The sequence below is a fragment of the Pseudomonas sp. M5A4_2d genome, assembly GCF_053345295.1.
This window is the reverse complement of sequence record NZ_JBKEZW010000001.1, coordinates 883,270-904,999: the sequence shown is the minus strand read 5'-3', so window position 1 is coordinate 904,999 and position 21,730 is coordinate 883,270. Positions and strand designations below refer to the sequence as shown.

Below are 21,730 nucleotides of genomic sequence, written 5' to 3'. Positions count from 1 at the left end.
TCTTGATCAACGGCCGGTGAGGGCCCTGATCATAGCCCAATCGCGTTTAGGTAACAGAGAGGGGGTGCGGATATAGCAAACAAGTTGGATGGACTCGACCATTGGTCAATAGCAGGCAACCGCCAGCTAGCTAGACTGTCCATTGAGAAGACTGTGTGTGCCCCCAGTGGGGCGAAAGGAGGCCCGAATGAGCCTTGCAACAACGATTTTCCTGTTGGTCTGCGGTTGGCTGGCGGTGGCCAGCGCCATGTTGTGGGGCGTGATGCGCGTGACTCGCCGGCATCATCACCCCCACGTCAAACCTGCTGCACCGGCCAAGCCCCACAAGGCGGCGGTGCACCACGCTTAGCCAGGCATGCAGCTGAAGTCTTGAGTCGCCGCGACTTCCTTGCCGTGACCGTCCTTGAGGACGGCACGTACGGTGGTGCCCAGGCTCGACTCCACCAAGGTGTAGTGCTCACCTGCCTTGAAGTTCTTGTACTCGACCCGGCCCTGGCAGTCTTGCTGGTTGTCGTCGCCCGCCTCCTCTTCAAATAACGTCACGTCCAGACGGTGGTCGCCCGGGGTCACTTCAAAGTAGCGGCCGTCATCCACACGTTTGCCATCGACGCGCTCGGCCATCAGGTCGTTCGGTGCTTCTTCTTTCAAACCAATCCACGCTTCGCTCGGGTCAGCCTTGGGCAGCGGGCCGGCACAGGCCGACAACAACAAAACAGCGCCGAGGGCGGGAATCAACAGCAGGGGTTTAAGTGTTTTAAATGACATGGCAGGGCTCCAAAAAACAACGTTGTCCGGATCTGAAAAGTGTCGAGTCCGATGGATGACAAGCTTGAAGACCCACCCTTTGTAGAACAAATGAATACATATGAAACGATCTTCAGCCGTTAACTAAATGTTCCTTCACTTGGCTGAAAGGTGCGTGTTAGGTGGGTCGGGCAAGACTGCCGGGGTTTGCAATCCTGTTCTCCGGAGGTTCACGCATGCTCGGGCTGGTAAAGACCGCACTGCAAAAGCCGTACACGTTTATCGTGTTGGCCATATTCATCTGCATCGTCGGGCCGATGGCGGCCCTCAGAACCCCTACGGATGTTTTCCCCGACATCGGCATCCCCGTGGTCGCCGTGGTCTGGCAGTACAACGGCCTGTCACCGGACGCCATGGCTGGTCGGGTGATCTACACCTATGAACGCTCCCTGAGCACCACCGTTAACGACATCGAACACATCGAATCGCAATCGCTGCCCGGCATGGGCATCGTGAAGATCTTCTTCCAGCCCGGCGTGGATATCCGCACCGCCAACGCCCAAGTGACGGCAGTTTCACAAACCGTGCTCAAGCAGATGCCGCCGGGCATCACGCCGCCGCTGATTCTCAACTACAGCGCCTCCACGGTGCCGATCCTGCAAATGGCGTTCTCCAGCCCCAGCCTCTCGGAAGCCAAGATCCGCGACCTGGTGCAGAACAATATTCGCCTGCCCTTGAGTGCCCTGCCCGGCCTGGCCATGCCCACGCCAATGGGCGGCAAGCAACGCCAGATCACCCTCGACCTCGACCCCCAGGCACTGGCCGCAAAAGGCTTGTCGGCGCAGGACGTGGGTAACGCCCTGGCATTACAGAACCAGATCATCCCGGTGGGCACCGCCAAACTCGGCCCCAACGAATACACGATCCTGCTCAACAACAGCCCCAAGGCGATTGACGAGCTGAACGACCTGCCGATCAGGACCGTCGACGGCGCCATCATCACCATTGGCCAAGTGGCCCACGTGCGTGACGGCTCGCCGCCACAGACCAACATCGTGCGCGTCGACGGTCACCGCGCAGTACTCATGCCAGCCTTGAAAAACGGCAGCATCTCGACCCTGTCGATCATCGACGGCATCCGCCAGATGCTGCCACGTATCAACGAAACCCTGCCGCCGTCGCTGAAAACTTCGCTGCTGGGTGACGCCTCGGTGTTCGTCAAGCAGTCGGTAGGCAGCGTGGCCCAGGAAGGCATCATCGCCGCGCTGTTGACCAGTGCGATGATCCTGCTCTTTCTCGGCAGCTGGCGCTCGACGCTGATCATCGCCGCGTCGATTCCCCTCGCGGTGCTTTCGGCCATCGCGCTGCTGGCCGTCACCGGGCAAACCCTCAACGTGATGACCCTTGGCGGGCTGGCGTTGGCGGTGGGGATTCTGGTGGACGACGCCACAGTGACCATCGAAAACATCAACTGGCACCTGGAGCAAGGCAAGGCGGTGAAGACCGCGATCCTCGACGGCGCCGCGCAAATTGTCGGCCCGGCGTTCGTCTCGCTGCTGTGTATCTGCATCGTGTTTGTGCCGATGTTCCTGCTGCAAGGCATCGCCGGTTACCTGTTCCGCCCGATGGCACTCGCGGTGATCTTTGCCATGGCCAGCTCGTTCATCCTTTCGCGCACCCTGGTGCCGACACTGGCGATGTTTCTGCTCAAGCCGCATACGCCTGAGCAAGGCGCTGGGCATCACCCGGAAGATCAATTCATCAACCACCACGAGGGTGAGCAACACAAGAAACCCCGCAATCGTGCGCTGCAATCGGTGCTGAATTTCCAGCAAGGGTTCGAGCGGCACTTCTCGAATATCCGCGATACCTACCTCGGTCTATTGACGCTGGCCTTGGGCGCCCGCAAGCGCTTTATCGTCGGTTTCCTGGCCTGCGTGCTGGCGTCGTTCCTGCTGCTGCCGAGCCTGGGCCAGGACTTCTTCCCGGCTACCGACGCCGGCGCCCTCGCCCTTCACGTACGCTTGCCGCTGGGCACACGGATTGAGGAAAGCGCCGCGGCCTTCGACCGGATTGAAGCGCGGATTCGCGAAGTGATCCCGGCCGAAGAACTGGACACCATCGTCGACAACATCGGCATTCCGCTCAGCGGCATCGACATGGCCTACAGCAGCAGCGGCACCATCGGCCCGCAGGATGGCGACATTCAGGTCACCCTGAAAAAGGACCACGCACCGACTGCCGACTACGTAAAAAAACTGCGTGAAGCCTTGCCGGAAAGTTTCCCCGGCAGCCACTTCGCATTCCTGCCTGCGGATATCAGCAGCCAGATCCTCAACTTCGGTGCACCTGCCCCACTCGACGTGAAAATCTCCGGGCGCAGCGATGAAGAAAACCGTGCCTACGCCGTGGAACTTGAACGTCGCCTGCAACACGTGCCGGGCATTGCCGACCTGCGCATCCAGCAGTCCACCGGCTACCCGTCGCTACAGGTTAACGTCGACCGCATGCGCGCCAATGGCCTGGGCATCACCGAGCGTGACGTGACCAACAGCATGGTCGCCTCCCTCGCCGGCAGCTCGCAAACCGCGCCGACCTTTTGGCTCAACCCGGCCAACGGCGTGTCGTATTCGATCGTGGCCGCCACCCCGCAATACCGTCTCGAAAGCCTGCCGTCACTGGAAGCCTTGCCGGTGACCGGCGCCGATGGCCAATCACAAATCCTCGGCGGCGTGGCTACCATCTCCCGCGTGCAAAGCCCGGCGGTGGTGACCCACTACAACATCGAACCGACCCTGGACCTGTACGCCAACGTGCAAGGCCGCGACCTCGGCGGCGTGGCCCGCGACGTGCAAAAAGTGCTGGATGACACCGCTTCCATGCGCCCCAAAGGCGCGGTGATCAGCCTGCATGGGCAGATCGATGCGCTGCATGAAGCCTTCAGTGGTTTGAGCTTCGGCCTGCTCGGCGCCGTGGTGCTGATCTACCTGCTGATCGTGGTCAACTTCCAGTCGTGGGCCGACCCGTTTGTGATCATCACCGCGCTGCCCGCAGCGCTAGCGGGGATCGTGTGGATGCTGTTTCTCAGCGGTACCTCGCTGTCGGTGCCCGCCCTCACCGGCGCCATCCTGTGCATGGGCGTGGCCACCGCCAACTCGATCCTGGTGGTGAGCTTCTGCCGTGAACGCCTGGCCGAACATGGCGATGCACTGAAGGCCGCCATGGAGGCCGGTTACACGCGCTTCCGGCCGGTGTGCATGACCGCCCTGGCGATGATCATCGGCATGCTGCCGCTGGCGATTTCCGAGGAGCAGAACGCCCCGCTTGGCCGTGCCGTTATCGGTGGCTTGATCTTCGCCACCGTCGCCACTTTGTTGTTTGTTCCCGTGGTCTTCAGCTTGGTCCACGGTCGTCACCCTACTCGCGCAGCTGCTGGAGAAACCCCACATGTCGTCTGATCACAAACCCTCGCGCAAGCGTCTGATGCTAATGGGTGTCGGCGGCCTGACACTGGCCGCCCTGTTGGTCGCCAACGGCCTGCACGCCCGTACGATGCACGAACAGTCGGTCACCGCCTGGACCGAAACCGCCGCCATCCCGCAAGTGATGGTGTTCCAACCGAAACAGAACGTGGTCGGTGACACCTTGCGCCTGCCTGCACACCTCGAGGCCTGGAGCAAGGCGCCGATTCACGCGCGGGTCAGCGGCTACTTGAAAGACTGGAAAGCCGACATCGGTACCCAAGTCAAAGCCGGGCAAGTCCTCGCCGAAATCGACAGCCCGGACCTCGACCAGCAACTGGCGCAAACCCACGCCCGCCTGGTGCAGGAACAGGCCAATGCGCGCCTGGCCGAAACCACCGCCACGCGCTGGCAAAATCTGTTGGCCAGCCACTCGGTGTCACGTCAGGAAGCCGATGAAAAAACTTCCAACGCCGCCGCAGCCAAGGCCAACGCCGAGGCGGCGGCTGCCGACTATGCGCGGCTGTCCGCCCTGGAAAGCTACAAGACCATTCGCGCACCGTTCGCCGGTACCATCACCGCGCGCAACACCGATATTGGCCAGTTGATCAAGGCCGACACCGACAGTGATCCCGAGCTGTTCAACATCGCCGACACTCACCAGTTGCGCCTCTACGTGCCGGTGCCGCAGAACTACGCGGCGGTCATCCACCCCGGTCTCGAAGCCGAACTGACCGTGCCCGAGCACCCCGGCGAGCACTTCAAGGCGCACCTGATCGGCGACTCCACCGCCATCGACCGTCGCTCCGGCACCTTGCTCGCCCAGTTCGTGGCCGACAACCCCAACGGCGAATTGCTGCCCGGCGATTACGCCGAAGCCACCTTGCCGATTCCAGCGGACACCCATGGCGTGAGCATCCCGGCCAGCGCCCTGATCTTCCGCGCCCAGGGCACCCAGGTCGCGGTGCTGGATGCGCAGAACCATGTGCACTTGCAAGACATCCACATCGGCCTGGACCTCGGCGAGCGCCTGGTGATCGACCAAGGCCTGAAACCCGCCGACCGCGTCGTCGATAACCCACCCGACGCCCTGCGCGAAGGCGACCCCGTGCAGCTGGCCGACGCCGGAGGTGCGCATGCGCCCAAGGCTTAAACCCCTCGCGGCGTTAGTGCTGCTGGCCTTGCAGGGTTGCTCGATGGCGCCCACTTACACGGTGCCATCGGTCGACCTCCCGGCCGGCTACCGCGAACAGACCAGCGATGGTCCGTGGCACAGTGCGCAACCGTCCGACCAACTGGCGCCCGAATGGTGGAAGCTCTACAACGATTCGCGCCTCAACGACCTGCAACAACAACTGCTCAAGGCCAACCCGGACCTGGCGGCAGCGCTGGCGCACTTCGATGCGTCCCAGGCCTATGCCAGCCAGTTACATGCCGGGTTATTCCCGCAGATTACCGCCAGCGCGCAGCCGTTGCGCCAGCGTCAATCCGATTCGCGGCCGCTGCGAGGTGATACGCAGCCGTCGGTCTACAACAGCAATACGGCGGGCTTTTCGTTGAGCTACGACCTGGACCTGTGGGGCAAAATCCGCAACCAGGTCGCGGCCGGTGATGCCCAGGCGCAAGCCTCCGGGGATGACCTGGCGGTGGCGCGCCTGAGCCTGCAGCATCAATTGGCGACGCTGTATGTGCAACTCAATGGGCTGGATGCGCAGAGCCGGATTCTGAACAGCTCGCTGGATGATTTCAGCCAGGCGTTGCAACTGACGCGTAGTCGTTATGAGGGCCAGATTGCCTCGGAGCTGGACCTGACCCGCGCGCAAAATCAACTGGCCGAAGCCAAGGCGCAACTGGACGAGGTGCGCGGCCAGCGCAACCTGACCGAGCATGCGATTGGTGAGCTAGTGGGTGTCGCAGCCAGCGACTTCAGGTTGCCGGCGAGTCAGCAATTGATCGCGTTGCCTGGGATTCCCTCTCAACTGCCGAGCCACCTGCTGCAACGTCGTCCGGACATTGCCGCGGCGGAACGCCGGGTGTTCGCAGCCAACGCGAATATCGGCGTGGCGAAAGCGGCGTGGTATCCGGATTTCAGTTTGACCGGATTGATTGGCGGCCAGACACAAGGGGTTGGCAATCTGCTGTCCGCCGGTAATCGTTATTGGGCGCTGGGGCCGCTGGTTAATTTGCCGATCTTTGACGGTGGACGCTTGAGTGCCAATGAGCGTCAGGCCAAGGCCGAGTTTGAAGAGGCTTCGGCGCAGTACCGCAGTCATGTACTGAAAGCCGTGCGCGAGGTGGAAGATAACCTGGCGCAACTGCGCGACTTGCAGCAGGAAGCGCAAGATGAACAAGCGGCGGCGGATGCAGCGCAGCACACACAGTCATTGGCGATGAACAGCTATCAGGCGGGAGCGGTGAGTTACCTGGATGTGGTGACGGCGCAGACGGCGGCGTTGCAGGCACAGAGGACGTTGCAAGCCGTGCAGACCCGGCAACTGCAGGCGAGTGTAGGGTTGGTGACGGCACTTGGCGGCGGCTGGCAACCCGGCGCCTGATAAATGTGGGAGGGACTTGCTCCCTCCCACATCAATACTGCGTTAGACACACAATGTATGAACACCGCTGCCCCCTGTGGGAGGGGGCTTGCTCCCGATAGCAACCTCTTAGACACATCCTGCCAAAAGCCTGTCGACCATCCTCGTAACACCAGATCTAGCCTCTCAACACACACCCTGAGAGAGGCCAAGGAATGCCTGAACTACCCGCTTCACACCGTTTGCGCATCGGTCGATTCAGCGAACCAAACCGTACCTACCTGATCACCACCAACACTCACGAACGCACACCGATATTCAGCGACTTCCACCTCGGTCGCTTGGTTGTCTGGCAATTGCGGGTCGCCCAGCACCAAGGGCTGGCAAACTCCCTGGCATGGGTAATCATGCCGGACCATTTCCATTGGCTGCTGGAACTGCAAAAAGGCTCGCTGGCGGACCTGATGTGTCAGGTGAAGTCTAAAAGCACGCGAAACGTTAACGGCGTCACTGGGCGCAAGGGACGGCTTTGGCAGGAAAGCTTCCATGACCGGGCGCTACGCAAGGAAGACGACTTGGTGAAAATGGCCAGGTATGTGGTGGCCAATCCATTGCGGGAGGGATTAGTGAAGAAGATTGGCGACTATCCGTTGTGGGATGCGATTTGGGTATAAGTCGAGCCCGAGTCGCCCCTATCGGGAGCAAGCCCCCTCCCACATTTTCCTACAGCATTTCAGGCAGCCCGTTTGCCGCTGGCGATCATTGGGCAAGCCTGCTCCCACATCTTGATCAATATTCGACAGGACAAAGCGGTCAATTGTGGGAGGGGGCTTGCTCCCGATGGCGGTGGGTCGGTCAGCTTATCTGTAGCTGATACTCCGCTATTGGGAGCAAGCCCGCTCCCACATTTACTTACGGCATTTCAGGCAGCCAGTTTGCCGCTGGCGATTGCCGCCGACGCTGCCACCATTGCCCTCAACAACACCGCACACCCTGCCGCCAGGTCATCCGGCGCGGCGTTCTCGATTTCGTTGTGGCTGATGCCGCCTTCACAGGGCACAAAGATCATCCCGGCCGGGCCGAGTTCGGCGACGAAGATCGCGTCGTGCCCTGCCCCGCTGACGATGTCCATGTTCGACAGCCCCAACCCATTCGCCGCGTCACGCACAGCGTCCACGCAGCCTTTGTCGAAATACAGCGGCGGGAAGTCGGCGGTGGGTTCCATTTCAAAACTCAAGCCGTGCTTGGCACAGGTGTCATCGATCACCTTGCGTACTTCGGCAATCATCGAATCCAGCCGCGCCGGTTCCAGATGACGAAAGTCCAGGGTCATGCGCACTTCACCCGGGATCACATTGCGCGAGCCAGGATAGGCCTGCAAACAACCCACGGTGCCGCATGCATGCGGCTGGTGCCCCAACGCCGCCGCATTCACGGCAGCCACCACTGCTGCCGCGCCCACCAGAGCATCCTTGCGCAGGTGCATCGGCGTCGGCCCCGCATGGGCTTCAACGCCGCGCAGCTTGAGGTCGAACCACTTCTGCCCCAAGGCCCCCAACACCACGCCGATGGTTTTCTTCTCATCCTCAAGAATCGGGCCTTGTTCGATATGGGCCTCGAAATAGGCGCCGACCTTGTGCCCGCTCTCCGGCCGCGTGCCCGCATAGCCAATCGCATTCAATGCATCGCCCACGCTGACGCCGTCCACGTCGACTTTGGCCAGGGTATCGGCCAGGGTGAATTTCTCGGCGAATACGCCCGAGCCCATCATGCACGGCGGGAAGCGCGAGCCTTCCTCGTTGGTCCACACCACCACTTCCAGCGGCGCCTCGGTTTCGACGTTGAGGTCGTTGAGGGTGCGCAGCACCTCGACACCTGCCAACACGCCGAAGCACCCGTCGAATTTACCGCCCGTGGGCTGAGTATCGATATGGCTGCCGGTCATCACCGGTGGCAGGTTGGGATTGCGTCCCGGGCGGCGCGCGAAGATGTTGCCGATGCCGTCGACGGTCACGGTGCAACCGGCCTCCTCACACCACTGCACGAACAGATCGCGAGCCTTGCGATCAAGGTCGGTGAGGGCCAGGCGGCATACGCCGCCCTTGGGCGTTGCGCCGAGCTTGGCCAGGTCCATCAGGGATTGCCACAAGCGGTCGCGGTTGATGTGCTGATGGGTGGATTGCAGAACGTCGAGGGCAGCGTTCATGGGGATCTCCTCAGGCTACATTTCTTATGAGTTGACTCGATTCCAGCACTGGAATGAGGTCATCCATGTGGGAGCGGGCTTGCTCGCGAATGCAGTCTGTCAGCGACTGATGTGCTGACTGACTCACCGCTTTCGCGAGCAAGCACGCTCCCACATTTGGCTTGCATTTCAACCTTTTATAGCGGTGTTTTCAGCGCCACCGGGCTGGCTCTGCGTTTGGCATTCAGGCCGTAGTACAACAAACCGCCCAGCGCCGAACCGGTGAACCAGCCGTAGCTGTAGAACCAGCTGAAGGCATCGCTGCCCAACGACAACAGGGTCAGCACCACCGGCACGCCGAAGGCGACAAAGCCACTCCAGTTCCACGCTGGGTACACGTCATCGCGGTACAGGCCGGCCAGGTCCAACTGCTGTTTGCGGGTGATGAAGTAGTCCACCACCATGATCCCGGCAATCGGCCCCAAGAGGCTTGAGTAACCCAGCAGCCAGTTGGAATAGACGGTCTCCAGGCTGACATTCGAAACGATCAGCCCGAGTTTTTTCAGCAGCTCATGCCCCATCAGCGCCAGACCGACCAGACCGGTAAGGATCACCGCCGTGGTGCGATTGATCAGCTTGGGCGCGATGTTCTGGAAGTCGTTGGTGGGCGAGACGATGTTGGCTGCGGTGTTGGTGGACAACGTGGCGATGATGATCAGCAGCATGGCAATGGCCACCCACACCGGGCTCTGAATATGCCCGATCAGCGTCACCGGATCAGAGACGCTGACACCCACCAGTTTCACCGACGCGGCGGTCATGATCACGCCGAGGGCGGCGAACAGGAACATGGTCAGCGGCAGGCCGAAAATCTGCCCGAGGATCTGGTCCTTCTGGCTTTTGGCGTAGCGGCTGAAGTCCGGAATATTCAGCGACAAGGTGGCCCAGAAGCCCACCATCGCAGTCAGTCCCGCCATGAAGTAGCCGGTGAGACTCGCGCCTTCGGGGCGCTTGGGTGGAATCGCCATCAACTCGCTGAGCGATACATTCGGCATCGCCCAAACCAGCAGGCCAATCCCCACCGCCACCAACAACGGCGCCGACAGGGTTTCCAGGCGCTTGATCGACTCGGCGCCGCGCAGCACCACCCACAAATTCAGGGTCCAGAAAATCATGAAGCCGATCACTTCACCGGTGCCGCCGAGGGCTTTCCAACCCTCGAAAATCGAGCCCAGAAACAGGTGAATCGCCAACCCGCCAAACATCGTCTGGATGCCAAACCAGCCACACGCCACCAGCGCCCGAATCAGACACGGCACGTTGGAACCGAGAATGCCAAAGGAGGAACGCAGCAATACCGGAAACGGAATGCCGTACTTGGTGCCGGGAAACGCGTTAAGGGTCAGCGGAATCAGCACCACGATATTGGCCAGCAGGATCGCCATCAGTGCCTCGCCCACCGACAACCCGAAGTAGGCGGTGAGCACCCCACCCAACGTATAGGTGGGCACGCAAATCGACATCCCGACCCACAGCGCGGTGATGTGCCATCTGTTCCAGGTGCGTTCGTGCACCTTGGTCGGTGCCATGTCGTGGTTGTAGCGAGGGCTGTCGAGGACGTCGGGGCCGGCGTCGAGTTCGTACAGGCCGTTGCGCTCAATGACTTGCGATCTGTTCTGTTGCATGGCCGCTCCACGGTTTTTTCGAATTATTTTTGCTCACCCCACGCTAAGTGCGGGGTGGCCGGAGTACCTCGTAAACAACATGACATCACGGGTCCGGCCAGCCGCCACTGCACTCAATAACCGTGCCGACAACCGCCCCTGAACCCGCACCGCTTATATAACCTGCTGATGTTTATCAGCTTTATTCCCTTACCCGATTGCCCCCTCGGTACTGTCCGCGCGACTCAGGCTAAATAACGCAGACGTTGTCCGACGCCTCAGGGCTCAATCTGGTGCAACACAATTATTTTTATTTCCCGCCCTCGTCAAGGGGCATGTCTCAAGCGTCTGATTTGCAATAAGAAATGTTGCTCAAATTGATAACCTGTCAAGTGCGTCAAAATGGTGAGAGGCCGCTACATTTTGGTGAATTATGTTTTTTATTCTTATTAATCAATAACTTATATACGATGTAAGCTTATAAAAAATGTTCTTGCTCATTATAAAAACTCGGGCTAGTTTCTATTCCTGTCACCGATGACAGGTTTTAACCGACCATCGGCAAGCAGCACTACAACACTTAGAACTGGCACAAGCAGGTCAAGCCTGTGAGGAACTCGACATGTCGCTGTTGATCCGTGGCGCCACCGTTATTACCCATGATGAAAGTTACTGCGCCGATGTTTTATGCGCAGGCGGTCTCATTCGCGCTATTGGCACGGGGCTGGATGTTCCCGCCGGCACTGAGGTACTCGACGGCAGCGGCCAATACCTGATGCCCGGCGGCATCGACCCCCACACCCATATGCAATTGCCCTTCATGGGCACCGTAGCCAGTGAGGACTTTTTCAGCGGCACGGCGGCAGGCCTTGCAGGGGGCACCACGTCGATCATCGATTTCGTGATCCCCAACCCGCAGCAGTCCTTGATGGAAGCCTTTCACCAGTGGCGCGGCTGGGCGGAAAAATCCGCTTCCGACTACGGCTTCCACGTGGCGATCACGTGGTGGAGCGAGCAAGTGCGCGAGGAAATGGCCGAGCTGGTCAGCCACCATGGCATCAACAGCTTCAAGCATTTCATGGCCTACAAGAACGCGATCATGGCGGCTGACGACACCCTGGTCGCGAGCTTTGAACGTTGCCTGGAATTGGGCGCAGTGCCTACCGTGCATGCGGAAAACGGCGAGTTGGTGTACCACCTGCAACGCAAGTTAATGGCCCAGGGCATCACCGGGCCGGAAGCGCACCCGCTGTCGCGCCCGTCCCAGGTGGAAGGTGAAGCGGCCAGCCGCGCAATCCGCATCGCCGAGACGATCGGTACGCCGCTGTACCTGGTGCATGTATCAACCAAGGAAGCTCTGGACGAAATCACCTACGCCCGTGGCAAGGGCCAGCCGGTGTACGGCGAAGTCCTCGCTGGCCACTTGTTGCTGGACGACAGCGTCTACCAGCACCCCGACTGGCAAACCGCTGCGGGCTACGTGATGAGCCCGCCATTCCGCCCGCGCGGGCACCAGGAAGCGCTGTGGCACGGCCTGCAATCGGGCAACCTGCACACCACTGCCACCGACCACTGCTGCTTCTGCGCCGAGCAAAAAGCCGCCGGTCGCGACGATTTCAGCAAGATCCCCAACGGCACTGCCGGGATCGAAGACCGCATGGCGCTGCTGTGGGATGAAGGTGTGAATACCGGGCGCTTGTCGATGCAGGAGTTTGTCGCGCTGACGTCGACCAATACCGCAAAAATCTTCAACCTCTACCCGCGTAAAGGTGCAATCCGCGTGGGAGCCGATGCGGATCTGGTGCTGTGGGACCCCCAGGGCACGCGCACGATTTCCGCCAAGACCCACCACCAGAACGTCGACTTCAACATCTTCGAAGGCAAGACCGTGCGCGGCGTGCCGAGCCACACCATCAGCCAGGGCAAGCTGGTCTGGGCCGATGGCGATTTGCGCGCCGAACGCGGTGCCGGCCGCTATGTGGAACGACCCGCGTACCCGTCGGTGTTTGAGCAGTTGAGCAAGCGGGCGGAGCATTCCAGGCCCACTGCCGTGAAACGCTGAGACCGCCAATCGCGGGCAAGCCCGCTCCCACATTTGATCGGGTTCACACATTCCAAATGTGGCAGCTGGCTTGCCTGCGATGGCGCCAGCACAGGCAACAAAGATGCCCGCTAGAGGCAATCCAAAAAAAACCGTGAGGCCAAAACCGTGATCCAGACCCTGACCCACCTCCCCCATCCCCACGAAGATGGGGCGACTCTCGCCAGCCACTTCACCGACCTGGCGCCGCCGCTCAACGCCCGCCAGGCCCAGTTGGAAGCCTCGCGCTGCCTGTATTGCTACGACGCGCCCTGCGTGAATGCGTGCCCCAGCGAGATCGATATCCCGTCGTTCATCCGCAATATCCACACCGAAAACGTACAGGGCGCGGCGCAGAAAATCCTCTCGGCGAATATCCTCGGCGGCAGTTGCGCGCGGGTGTGCCCCACCGAGATCCTGTGCCAGCAAGCCTGCGTGCGTAACAACGCCGAAGAATGCGCGCCGGTGCTGATCGGCCTGCTGCAACGCTACGCCATCGACAACGCGCACTTCAGCGAACACCCGTTCCAACGCGCTGCACCGACCGGCAAACGCATCGCCGTGGTCGGCGCCGGGCCGGCGGGTTTGGCGTGTGCCCATCGCGCCGCCTTGCACGGCCACGACGTGGTGATTTTCGAAGCCAGGGAAAAAGCCGGTGGCCTGAATGAATACGGGATCGCCAAATACAAACTGGTCGATGACTTCGCCCAGAAGGAACTGGATTTCCTCTTGCAGATCGGCGGCATCGAGATCCGCCACGGCCAACGCCTGGGCGACAACCTGACCTTGAGCGAACTGCACCAGCAATTCGATTCGGTGTTCCTCGGCCTGGGCCTCGCAGCCAGCAAACAGCTCGGCTTACCCCACGAGGACGCCCCCGGCCTGCTCGCCGCCACCGACTATATTCGCGAACTGCGCCAGGCCGATGACCTCTCGCAACTGCCTCTGGCCGACCGCTGTATCGTGCTTGGCGCGGGCAATACCGCCATCGATATGGCCGTGCAAATGGCCCGTCTCGGGGCCCGCGACGTGAACCTGGTGTACCGGCGTGGCCTTGCCGACATGGGCGCCACCCAGCATGAACAGGACATTGCCAAAGCCAATCAGGTGCGGCTGCTGACCTGGGCCCAGCCCGATGAGGTCTTGCTCGATGATCAGGGCCACGTGCGCGGCATGCGCTTTGCCCGTACACGTATGGAAAACGGGCGACCGCAGCGCACTGGCGAGACCTTCGAGCTGGCCGCCGACGCGATCTTCAAAGCCATCGGGCAAGGTTTCGATAACGCCGCGCTGCACGACCCACTGGCCCAGCAACTGCACCGCGTGGGCGAAAGAATTTTCGTCGACGAACACCTGCGCACCAGCATTCCCGGGGTATACGCCGGCGGCGATTGCGTCAGCCTCGGCCAGGACCTCACGGTACAAGCGGTGCAACACGGCAAACTGGCCGCCGAAGCCATGCACGCCCAACTCATGCTGAATGTGGAGGCTGCGTAATGGCCGATCTCTCGATTGTGTTCGCCGGTATCAAAGCCCCCAACCCGTTCTGGCTGGCCTCCGCGCCGCCCACCGACAAGGCCTACAACGTGGTCCGCGCTTTCGAAGCGGGCTGGGGCGGCGTGGTGTGGAAAACCCTCGGTGAAGACCCGGCGGCGGTCAACGTGTCGTCACGCTACTCGGCGCATTACGGCGCCAACCGTGAAGTGCTGGGCATCAACAATATCGAGCTGATCACCGACCGTTCCCTGGAGATCAACCTGCGGGAAATCACCCAGGTCAAAAAGGACTGGCCCGACCGCGCGCTGATCGTGTCGTTGATGGTGCCCTGCGTTGAAGAATCCTGGAAAAACATCCTGCCGTTGGTGGAGGCCACCGGCTGCGACGGCATCGAGCTCAACTTCGGCTGCCCCCACGGTATGCCCGAACGTGGCATGGGCGCGGCGGTGGGCCAAGTGCCGGAGTATGTGGAACAGGTGACGCGTTGGTGCAAGACGTATTGCTCGCTGCCGGTGATCGTCAAGCTCACGCCGAATATCACCGACATTCGCGTGGCCGCGCGCGCGGCGTATCGCGGGGGCGCGGATGCGGTGTCGTTGATCAACACCATCAACTCCATCACCAGTGTCGACCTTGAGCGCATGGTCGCCCTGCCCACGGTCGGCACCCAAAGTACCCATGGCGGTTATTGCGGCTCGGCGGTGAAGCCGATCGCCTTGAACATGGTCGCGGAAATCGCTCGCGACCCACAGACCCAGGGCCTGCCCATCTGCGGGATTGGCGGCATCGGCAACTGGCGCGACGCGGCGGAATTCGTCGCCCTGGGTTGCGGCGCAGTGCAGGTGTGCACGGCGGCGATGCTGCATGGGTTTCGAATTGTCGAGGAGATGAAGGATGGGCTGTCGCGGTGGATGGACAGCCAAGGCTACACAAGCTTGCAGGAATTTTCCGGGCGGGCGGTGGGCAATACCACGGACTGGAAGTACCTGGACATCAACTATCAGGTGATCGCCAAGATTGATCAGGCCGCGTGTATTGGCTGTGGACGTTGCCATATTGCCTGTGAGGACACGTCGCACCAGGCCATCGCCAGCTTGAAACAGGCGGATGGCACGCACAAATACGAAGTGATTGACGATGAGTGCGTGGGCTGCAATTTGTGCCAGATCACCTGCCCGGTGGCCGATTGCATTGAGATGGTGCCGATAGAGACGGGTAAACCGTTTTTGAATTGGACGCAGGACCCGCGTAATCCTTACCGGGAGGCGGTGTAGCTTCTTGGACCGCCTTCGCGAGCAAGCCCGCTCCCACATTCGACTGCACTGCTTCAAACAAAACGCGGTCAACTGTGGGAGCGGGCTTGCTCGCGAAGGGCCCTAAGCCTCACCACACCTCTTAAGGCTCCAACCCAATCCCCCGCAGAATCACCCCCGTCACCGTCTGAATCGCTTTCTCAAACTGCATATCCGACAACGGCTGGTGATCATTCAGAATTTTCACCTGGTGATCAAAGTCCGCATAGTGTTGGGTCGACGCCCAAATCATATACAGCAAGCTCGACGGCTCCACTGGCAGGATGCGTTTGTCCTCGACCCACTGGCGAATTTTCGCTTCCTTCATCTTGGCCCAGTCATACAGGCTTTCGTCCAGCGCCTCACCCAGTGTCGGCGCGCCGTGGATGATTTCATTGGCCCAGACTTTCGAGCCATACGGCCGCGTACGCGAGCGCTGCATCTTGGCGCGGATGTAGCTGCTGAGCACCACCCGTGGGTCATCGAAGGTTTCAAAGCTCAGGGCATCCTGCTTCCACAACTCCAGCAGGTCGAACAGCACCGCGCTGTACAGCTCGCTTTTGGTGGTGAAGTAGTAATGCAGGTTGGAGCGCGGCAGTTGCACTTCTTCGGCGATGTCAGCCATGGCGGTGCTGCCATAGCCTTTCTCAGCGAAGATTTTCTCCGCCGCCAGCAGGATTTTTTCGACGTTGACCCGACGAATGCTGATCTTGTGATTGCCCATAGATGCTGGAAGCCCACTCACTGTTATATGCAATTTACCTTCGACACATCAAACCCCTACCGCTCTTGCTCTGCGCGTTCCCACGAACGTATGCGCCGCGAGCGTTATAAGCGTGCTGTAAAGGCATCGCGTGATGAATGCCCTCCATCACATCACGAACCGCCTCATTAGGCTACACGCCATCATGAGGTGCCGAGCAGATCGCTCGACTGCGCAACGGTGGCGCTGGCCTTTGAACGCCGTTGATCGACAGATCGGGCTTGGCGCCTGAAAGTCTGCAGGATTCCTCGGCAACGTCCTTCGCGATCGGGCTATGATCGGCGAATCTGAACCGGACGCCCCTGACCTATGGCCGTTGACCTGCAAGCCCTCTATCCAAAGTTGATACACCTGATGCTGGACACGGTGTTCGTGGTCGACAGCGATAACCTGATCGTCTTTGTAAGTGATGCCTGTGAAGCGCTGCTCGGTTACCGTGCCGACGAACTGACCGGCACACTCATTACCGACTACATGCACCCAGAGGAACTGCCGCGCACCCGGGCCTCGATCGTGCGGGTCATGAACGGCCAGCCTCACGTCGACTTCCGCAACCGCTATATCCGCAAGAACGGCAGTGTCGTACATATCCTGTGGGCGGCATTCTGGTCCGAAGAAGTCGGTGCGCGGATCGGTGTTGCGAGGGACGTAACGGCCCTCACACAGGCTGAGGAAGAGTTACGGTTCCTTGCCCATCATGATCCGCTGACGGCCCTCACCAATCGCTCGCTGTTCAATGATGGGCTGGCGTCGGCCCTGCAAGCAGCACAGCGCCACACCACCACGTTTGCGTTGCTGTTTCTGGACGTCAATGACTTTAAGGGCATCAACGACGTGCATGGCCATGCCGTGGGCGATCGGGTGCTCTGTGTGATCGCACGACGGCTGGAACGCTGCGTGCGCGAGAGCGACCTGGTGGCCCGGATGGGCGGGGATGAATTCACGGTGCTGCTGACGGATATCCAATCGCAAGAAGCTGTTTGCGCGAAAGTGGCGCAGATACTCGCGGTCATGGCCGAACCGCTGGGCGCCGAGTTTGACGGGGTAAAAATGCCGTCTTGCAGTGTGGGTGTGGCGTTTTATCCGGCGAACGGTGAGGACGCCGATACGCTGCTCAGCCACGCAGACAGCGATATGTACCGGATAAAAAGGCAGCGATTTGCCGTGAAGTGACGAACTTCGCGCGAGGCGATCCTCCGACAGCTCCATGGCCTCAAGACTGACGTCGGCTCAGGATCAAGGCGACCGGGCATAATGAAACTTCTTACGCGAACCTTTCCCCCCAAAAACGGATTGGTTAGGATCGCGATCCCCATGAAGGATCATTGCAATGACTACTCGACCTCGCGTGGCCGCCGACGACACCGTGCTGGGAGCACTGTGGGAGCGCTCGGTACGGGCCACCCATGACTTCCTCACTGAGGACGACATTCAACGTTTACTGCCCCTGGTACGCGACACCTACCTGCCGATGCCTGCCATCGACGTGTGGGTGTTCGAGGATAACGCAGGCATCGCCGGTTTTATCGGCACCGGCGGGCACACTGTGGAAATGCTGTTTATCGACCCCGACCGCCGTGGCCAGGGCATCGGCCGGCAATTGCTCGACCATGCCCGCGCACGCCTCGGCACGCTGACCGTGGACGTAAACGAACAAAACCCGCAGGCCGTGGGGTTCTACCTGCACTATGGTTTTATCCAGGTCGCGCGCTCGCCGCTGGATGGCGAGGGCAAACCCTTTCCTGTGCTGCACATGGCGTTACCGACTCCCTCCACTGAAGGTACTGAACAATGTTGATCAAGAAAGCCCTGACCACCGTCACGCTGCTCGCTTCTCTGCTCGGCGCCTCGGCGGCATTTGCCCATGCCCACCTGAAAAGCGAAACGCCCGCCGCCGACAGCACTGTCGCAGCGCCCGCGGACTTGCGCCTGACCTTCAGCGAAGGCGTCGAAGCAACCTTCACCAAGGTGTCCCTGAGCAAGGACGGCACCGAAGTCGCGATCAAAGGCCTGGAAACGCCCGACGCCGACAAGAAAACCCTGGTGGTGACGCCTGCCGCCCCACTGGCCGCCGGCACCTACAAAGTGGAGTGGAACGCGGTGTCGGTCGACACCCACAAGAGCAACGGTGAATACAGCTTCAAGGTCGGCCAATAACCCATGGCGACCCTGCTGGTGCTGTGCCGTTTCCTGCATTTCATCGTCGTGCTGTTGATGTTCGGGGCCTGTGTGTTCAGGCCCTGGCTCTTGGGCGCTGAACCGCAGCCGATACTGGACCGGCAACTGCTGCGCATCACCCGTGCCTTGGCGTGGCTGGGGCTGGGCTCCGGCGTGGCCTGGTTGCTGTTAATCACGGCGAGCATGGCCGGCAGTTGGGATGCGGCCCTGCAACCGGCAACCGTGCAATTGGTGCTGGGCAAAACCTTTTTCGGCCAGGTGTGGGTCTGGCATTTATTGCTGAACCTGCTGCTGGTGATCGTGTTGATCAAACCCTGGCCGGTAGTGCGCCTGCCGTTGAGCGCACTGCTGCTGGCGACGCTGGCCCCCGTTGGCCACGGCGCCATGCTCAATGGGCTGAGCGGGCAATTGCTGATTCTGAACCAGGTGGTGCATTTAGTCTGCGTCGGTGCCTGGCTCGGCGGGCTGTTGTTGCTGGTGTTGATCCTCAGGCAGTCACAAGCGCGCGCGCTGCAACCTATCCTCCAACGCTTCAGCGGAGTGGGTTACGCCCTGGTCGCCGGCCTGCTGGTGACGGGTTTGATCAACGTGCGCGTGCTGACCGGGCAGCTGTGGCCCACGCCGCTGTTCAACGGGTTTGCCCTGATTCTGTTGATCAAAGTGCTGCTGGTGCTGGGCATGTTGGCGCTGGCGCTGCTGAACCGGCTACGCATCGAGCATTGCGAGCAACGGCTGGGGAGCTTGAAGGCCAGCGTGATGCTGGAAGGGCTGTTAGGCGTTTGTGCAGTCGCCGCTGTTTCCCTGCTTGGCACCCTTCCTCCGATGGTGATGGCCGGCTGAATTCACGGCACGCTCAAGCCCACGTCGATTACCCACACTGACGCGCCCACTTCAGACCGATCAACCCGAAGTCATCGTATAACTTCTGCTTGACACCCCGCAAAAACCCCGCAAATATCTCGCCAAATGTTGTACGACGACGTACGACAAATAATAAAAACAACAAACGAAACGGAGCCTCACTGTGAGTCAATTCGCCCGCAATTCCTCCTCGCGTATCGGCCTTATCGGGCTAAGCAGCCTGGCGTTCACTCTTCCCCTCAACGCCCAGGCCGACGGCTTTATCGATGACGCCACGGCCACGCTCAACCTGCGCAACGCCTACTTCAACCGTAACTTCACCAACCCGACCTATCCCCAGGCCAAGGCCGAAGAGTGGACGCAGAACTTCATCCTCGATTCCAAATCGGGCTTCACCCAGGGCACCGTGGGTTTCGGGCTTGATGTGTTGGGGCTGTATTCGCAGAAGCTCGATGGCGGTAAAGGCACCGGGGGCACCCAACTGCTACCGATCGGCAGTGACGGCCGCCCCGCTGACAATTTCGGGCGCCTGGGCGTGGCGCTGAAAACCAAACTGTCGAAGACCGAATTGAAAGTCGGCGAATGGATGCCGGTGCTGCCGATCCTGCGCTCGGACGATGGTCGCTCCCTGCCCCAGACCTTTCGCGGTGGCCAGGTTACCTCCAATGAAATCGCCGGGCTGACACTCTATGGCGGGCAGTTTCGCGGTAACAGCCCGCGTAACGATGCGAGCATGGAAGACATGTTCATGAACGGCAAAGCCGCGTTCACCTCTAACCGTTTCAATTTCGGTGGCGGCGAATACAGCTTCAACGACAAGCACACTCAAGTCGGCGTGTGGTACGCCGAGCTGAGCGATATCTACCAGCAACAGTTTTTCAACCTGACGCACAGCCAGCCCGTGGGCGACTGGACCCTGGGCGCCAACCTCGGTTACTTCAACGGCAAGGAAGACGGCAGTGCCCTGGCCGGAGACTTGAACAACAAGACCCTCTCCGCACTGCTCTCGGCCCGATACAACGGCAACACCTTCTATGTGGGCTTGCAGAAACTGACCGGCGATAGCTTGTGGATGAGGGTTAATGGCACCAGCGGCGGCACCCTGGCCAACGACAGCTACAACTCCAGTTATGACAACGCCAGGGAAAAGTCCTGGCAAGTGCGCCATGACTTCAACTTCGTGGTGCTCGGCATACCCGGGCTGACCATGATGAACCGCTATATCAGCGGCAGTAACGTACACACCGGTGCGATCACGGATGGCAAGGAATGGGGCCGCGAATCGGAACTGGCCTACACCGTGCAGAGTGGCGCGCTGAAGGATTTGAACGTGCGCTGGAGGAATTCGACCCTGCGTCGGGATTTCAGCAACAATGAATTCGATGAAAATCGGATCTTTATCAGTTACCCGATTTCCTTGTTGTAACTCGGTCAATGTGGGAGCTGGCTTGCCTGCGATAGCGGTGTATCAGTAACCGCAATATCAACTGACCGACCACCATCGCCAGCCAGTTCCCACAATGAGTCACTTGTCATCAGGAAGAACGTTGACAACGTAGGGAATGCAAAACGATACTTTCATCAAGTCATACGACAACCTACAACAACAATGGAACCCTCATGACCACCACCACAACCGCACTTGTTCCATTCAACCGCCTGCTGCTCACCGGTGCCGCCGGCGGGCTGGGTAAAGTCTTGCGCGAACGCCTGCGCCCTTACGCCAAGGTGCTGCGCCTGTCGGACATCGCCAACATGGCCCCGGCCGTCGATGCCGGCGAAGAAGTGCAGCCGTGCGACCTCGCCGATAAACAAGCCGTGCACCATTTGGTAGAAGGCGTCGACGCCATCCTGCATTTCGGCGGCGTTTCGGTAGAGCGCTCGTTCGAAGAAGTGCTCGGCGCGAATATCTGCGGCATTTTCCACATCTATGAAGCCGCCCGCCGCCAGGGTGTAAAGCGCGTGATCTTCGCCAGCTCCAACCATGTGATCGGTTTCTACAAGCAAGGCGAAACCATCGATGCACATTCGCCGCGCCGCCCGGACAGCTACTACGGGTTGTCCAAGTCCTACGGTGAAGACATGGCGAGTTTCTACTTTGATCGCTATGGCATCGAGACCGTGAGCATCCGCATCGGCTCCTCGTTCCCCGAGCCGCAAAACCGCCGGATGATGCACACCTGGCTGAGTTTCGATGACCTGACCCAACTGCTCGAACGCGCGCTGTACACGCCGAACGTCGGCCACACCGTGGTCTATGGCATGTCGGATAACCTCGACACCTGGTGGGACAACCGCTACGCCGCGCACTTGGGTTTTGCGCCCAAGGACACTTCCGAAGTATTCAGGGCGCAGATCGAAACGCTGCCACCCGTCGCTGCCGATGACCCGGCGAAGCGCTATCAAGGCGGCGCATTCTGCGCGGCGGGACCGTTCGGTGACTGAGTGCACAGCAACCCAAGGGAATGAGT

General features: G+C 60.4%; 18 protein-coding genes. 14 read left to right on the top strand and 4 right to left on the bottom strand.

Translation table 11 applies throughout. The features are described from left to right. Positions 1–187 precede the first annotated feature (187 nt). Complete coding sequence (locus tag ACLBW8_RS04210; RefSeq protein ID WP_162839874.1) at positions 188–349, top strand: hypothetical protein; 162 nt, start codon at positions 188–190, stop codon at positions 347–349. On the opposite strand, the gene ACLBW8_RS04205 is transcribed toward ACLBW8_RS04210, so the two are convergent. After that, on the bottom strand, positions 346–765 hold the full coding sequence (locus ACLBW8_RS04205; protein WP_407016697.1) for a PA0061/PA0062 family lipoprotein: 420 nt from the start codon (positions 763–765) through the stop codon (positions 346–348). The two genes, ACLBW8_RS04210 and ACLBW8_RS04205, sit on opposite strands and share 4 nt — an antisense overlap. Positions 766–980: 215 nt before the next feature. Here ACLBW8_RS04205 and ACLBW8_RS04200 point away from each other — a divergent pair, with 215 nt between their 5' ends. The 4 genes from ACLBW8_RS04200 to ACLBW8_RS04185 all read left to right on the top strand — a co-directional run bounded on the left by ACLBW8_RS04200 (position 981) and on the right by ACLBW8_RS04185 (position 7,413). Continuing rightward, positions 981–4,202: an efflux RND transporter permease subunit gene (locus tag ACLBW8_RS04200; protein WP_447804661.1), complete on the top strand. Its 3,222-nt coding sequence runs from the start codon at positions 981–983 to the stop codon at positions 4,200–4,202. Continuing rightward, positions 4,192–5,358, top strand: a complete 1,167-nt coding sequence (locus tag ACLBW8_RS04195) for an efflux RND transporter periplasmic adaptor subunit (protein WP_447804660.1) — start codon at positions 4,192–4,194, stop codon at positions 5,356–5,358. Before ACLBW8_RS04200 ends, ACLBW8_RS04195 begins: the two co-directional genes overlap by 11 nt. Beyond that, entirely contained in the window at positions 5,342–6,760 is a 1,419-nt protein-coding gene (locus ACLBW8_RS04190) for an efflux transporter outer membrane subunit (RefSeq protein WP_447804659.1), read from the top strand. Before ACLBW8_RS04195 ends, ACLBW8_RS04190 begins: the two co-directional genes overlap by 17 nt. Before the next feature lie 194 nt (positions 6,761–6,954). Beyond that, positions 6,955–7,413, top strand: coding sequence for an REP-associated tyrosine transposase (locus tag ACLBW8_RS04185; protein ID WP_447804658.1), 459 nt, complete (start codon positions 6,955–6,957; stop codon positions 7,411–7,413). A 248-nt stretch (positions 7,414–7,661) separates the two neighbouring features. On the opposite strand, the gene ACLBW8_RS04180 is transcribed toward ACLBW8_RS04185, so the two are convergent. Together ACLBW8_RS04180 and ACLBW8_RS04175 are read right to left on the bottom strand one after the other, a co-directional pair. After that, the gene (locus ACLBW8_RS04180) at positions 7,662–8,945 is read right to left on the bottom strand and encodes a Zn-dependent hydrolase (RefSeq protein ID WP_447804657.1); all 1,284 of its coding nucleotides are present in this window, start codon (positions 8,943–8,945) and stop codon (positions 7,662–7,664) included. A gap of 176 nt (positions 8,946–9,121) precedes the next feature. Continuing rightward, a complete protein-coding gene (locus tag ACLBW8_RS04175; protein ID WP_262665359.1) occupies positions 9,122–10,609 on the bottom strand; it encodes an NCS1 family nucleobase:cation symporter-1 in 1,488 nt (495 codons plus the stop codon). A gap of 601 nt (positions 10,610–11,210) precedes the next feature. Here ACLBW8_RS04175 and hydA point away from each other — a divergent pair. The 3 genes from hydA to preA all read left to right on the top strand — a co-directional run bounded on the left by hydA (position 11,211) and on the right by preA (position 15,439). After that, the gene (gene hydA, locus ACLBW8_RS04170) at positions 11,211–12,650 is read left to right on the top strand and encodes a dihydropyrimidinase (protein WP_221295145.1); all 1,440 of its coding nucleotides are present in this window, start codon (positions 11,211–11,213) and stop codon (positions 12,648–12,650) included. A 147-nt stretch (positions 12,651–12,797) separates the two neighbouring features. Further along, positions 12,798–14,165 carry an NAD(P)-dependent oxidoreductase gene (locus tag ACLBW8_RS04165; RefSeq protein WP_447804656.1) on the top strand — a complete coding sequence of 456 codons (1,368 nt, stop codon included), beginning with the start codon at positions 12,798–12,800 and terminating at the stop codon, positions 14,163–14,165. Beyond that, the gene (preA, locus tag ACLBW8_RS04160) at positions 14,165–15,439 is read left to right on the top strand and encodes an NAD-dependent dihydropyrimidine dehydrogenase subunit PreA (protein WP_447804655.1); all 1,275 of its coding nucleotides are present in this window, start codon (positions 14,165–14,167) and stop codon (positions 15,437–15,439) included. Before ACLBW8_RS04165 ends, preA begins: the two co-directional genes overlap by 1 nt. Positions 15,440–15,560: 121 nt before the next feature. On the opposite strand, the gene ACLBW8_RS04155 is transcribed toward preA, so the two are convergent. Beyond that, positions 15,561–16,181, bottom strand: a complete 621-nt coding sequence (locus ACLBW8_RS04155) for a TetR/AcrR family transcriptional regulator (RefSeq protein ID WP_064453020.1) — start codon at positions 16,179–16,181, stop codon at positions 15,561–15,563. 348 nt (positions 16,182–16,529) lie between these two features. Between ACLBW8_RS04155 and ACLBW8_RS04150 the strand changes: the two genes are divergently transcribed. The 6 genes from ACLBW8_RS04150 (at position 16,530) to ACLBW8_RS04125 (ending at position 21,704) form a co-directional block, all read left to right on the top strand. Beyond that, the gene (locus ACLBW8_RS04150; RefSeq protein ID WP_064453021.1) at positions 16,530–17,393 is read left to right on the top strand and encodes a sensor domain-containing diguanylate cyclase; all 864 of its coding nucleotides are present in this window, start codon (positions 16,530–16,532) and stop codon (positions 17,391–17,393) included. Positions 17,394–17,550: 157 nt separating this feature from the next. Further along, complete coding sequence (locus ACLBW8_RS04145; RefSeq protein ID WP_447804654.1) at positions 17,551–18,018, top strand: GNAT family N-acetyltransferase; 468 nt, start codon at positions 17,551–17,553, stop codon at positions 18,016–18,018. Then, positions 18,012–18,377, top strand: coding sequence for a copper homeostasis periplasmic binding protein CopC (gene copC / locus ACLBW8_RS04140; protein ID WP_447804653.1), 366 nt, complete (start codon positions 18,012–18,014; stop codon positions 18,375–18,377). Before ACLBW8_RS04145 ends, copC begins: the two co-directional genes overlap by 7 nt. 3 nt (positions 18,378–18,380) lie before the next feature. After that, positions 18,381–19,238 carry a copper homeostasis membrane protein CopD gene (copD, locus tag ACLBW8_RS04135; protein WP_447804652.1) on the top strand — a complete coding sequence of 286 codons (858 nt, stop codon included), beginning with the start codon at positions 18,381–18,383 and terminating at the stop codon, positions 19,236–19,238. A 184-nt stretch (positions 19,239–19,422) separates the two neighbouring features. Further along, on the top strand, positions 19,423–20,685 hold the full coding sequence (locus tag ACLBW8_RS04130; protein ID WP_447804651.1) for an OprD family porin: 1,263 nt from the start codon (positions 19,423–19,425) through the stop codon (positions 20,683–20,685). Between the two features lie 194 nt (positions 20,686–20,879). Next, complete coding sequence (locus tag ACLBW8_RS04125; RefSeq protein ID WP_447804650.1) at positions 20,880–21,704, top strand: NAD-dependent epimerase/dehydratase family protein; 825 nt, start codon at positions 20,880–20,882, stop codon at positions 21,702–21,704. The last annotated feature ends 26 nt before the right edge of the window (positions 21,705–21,730 follow it).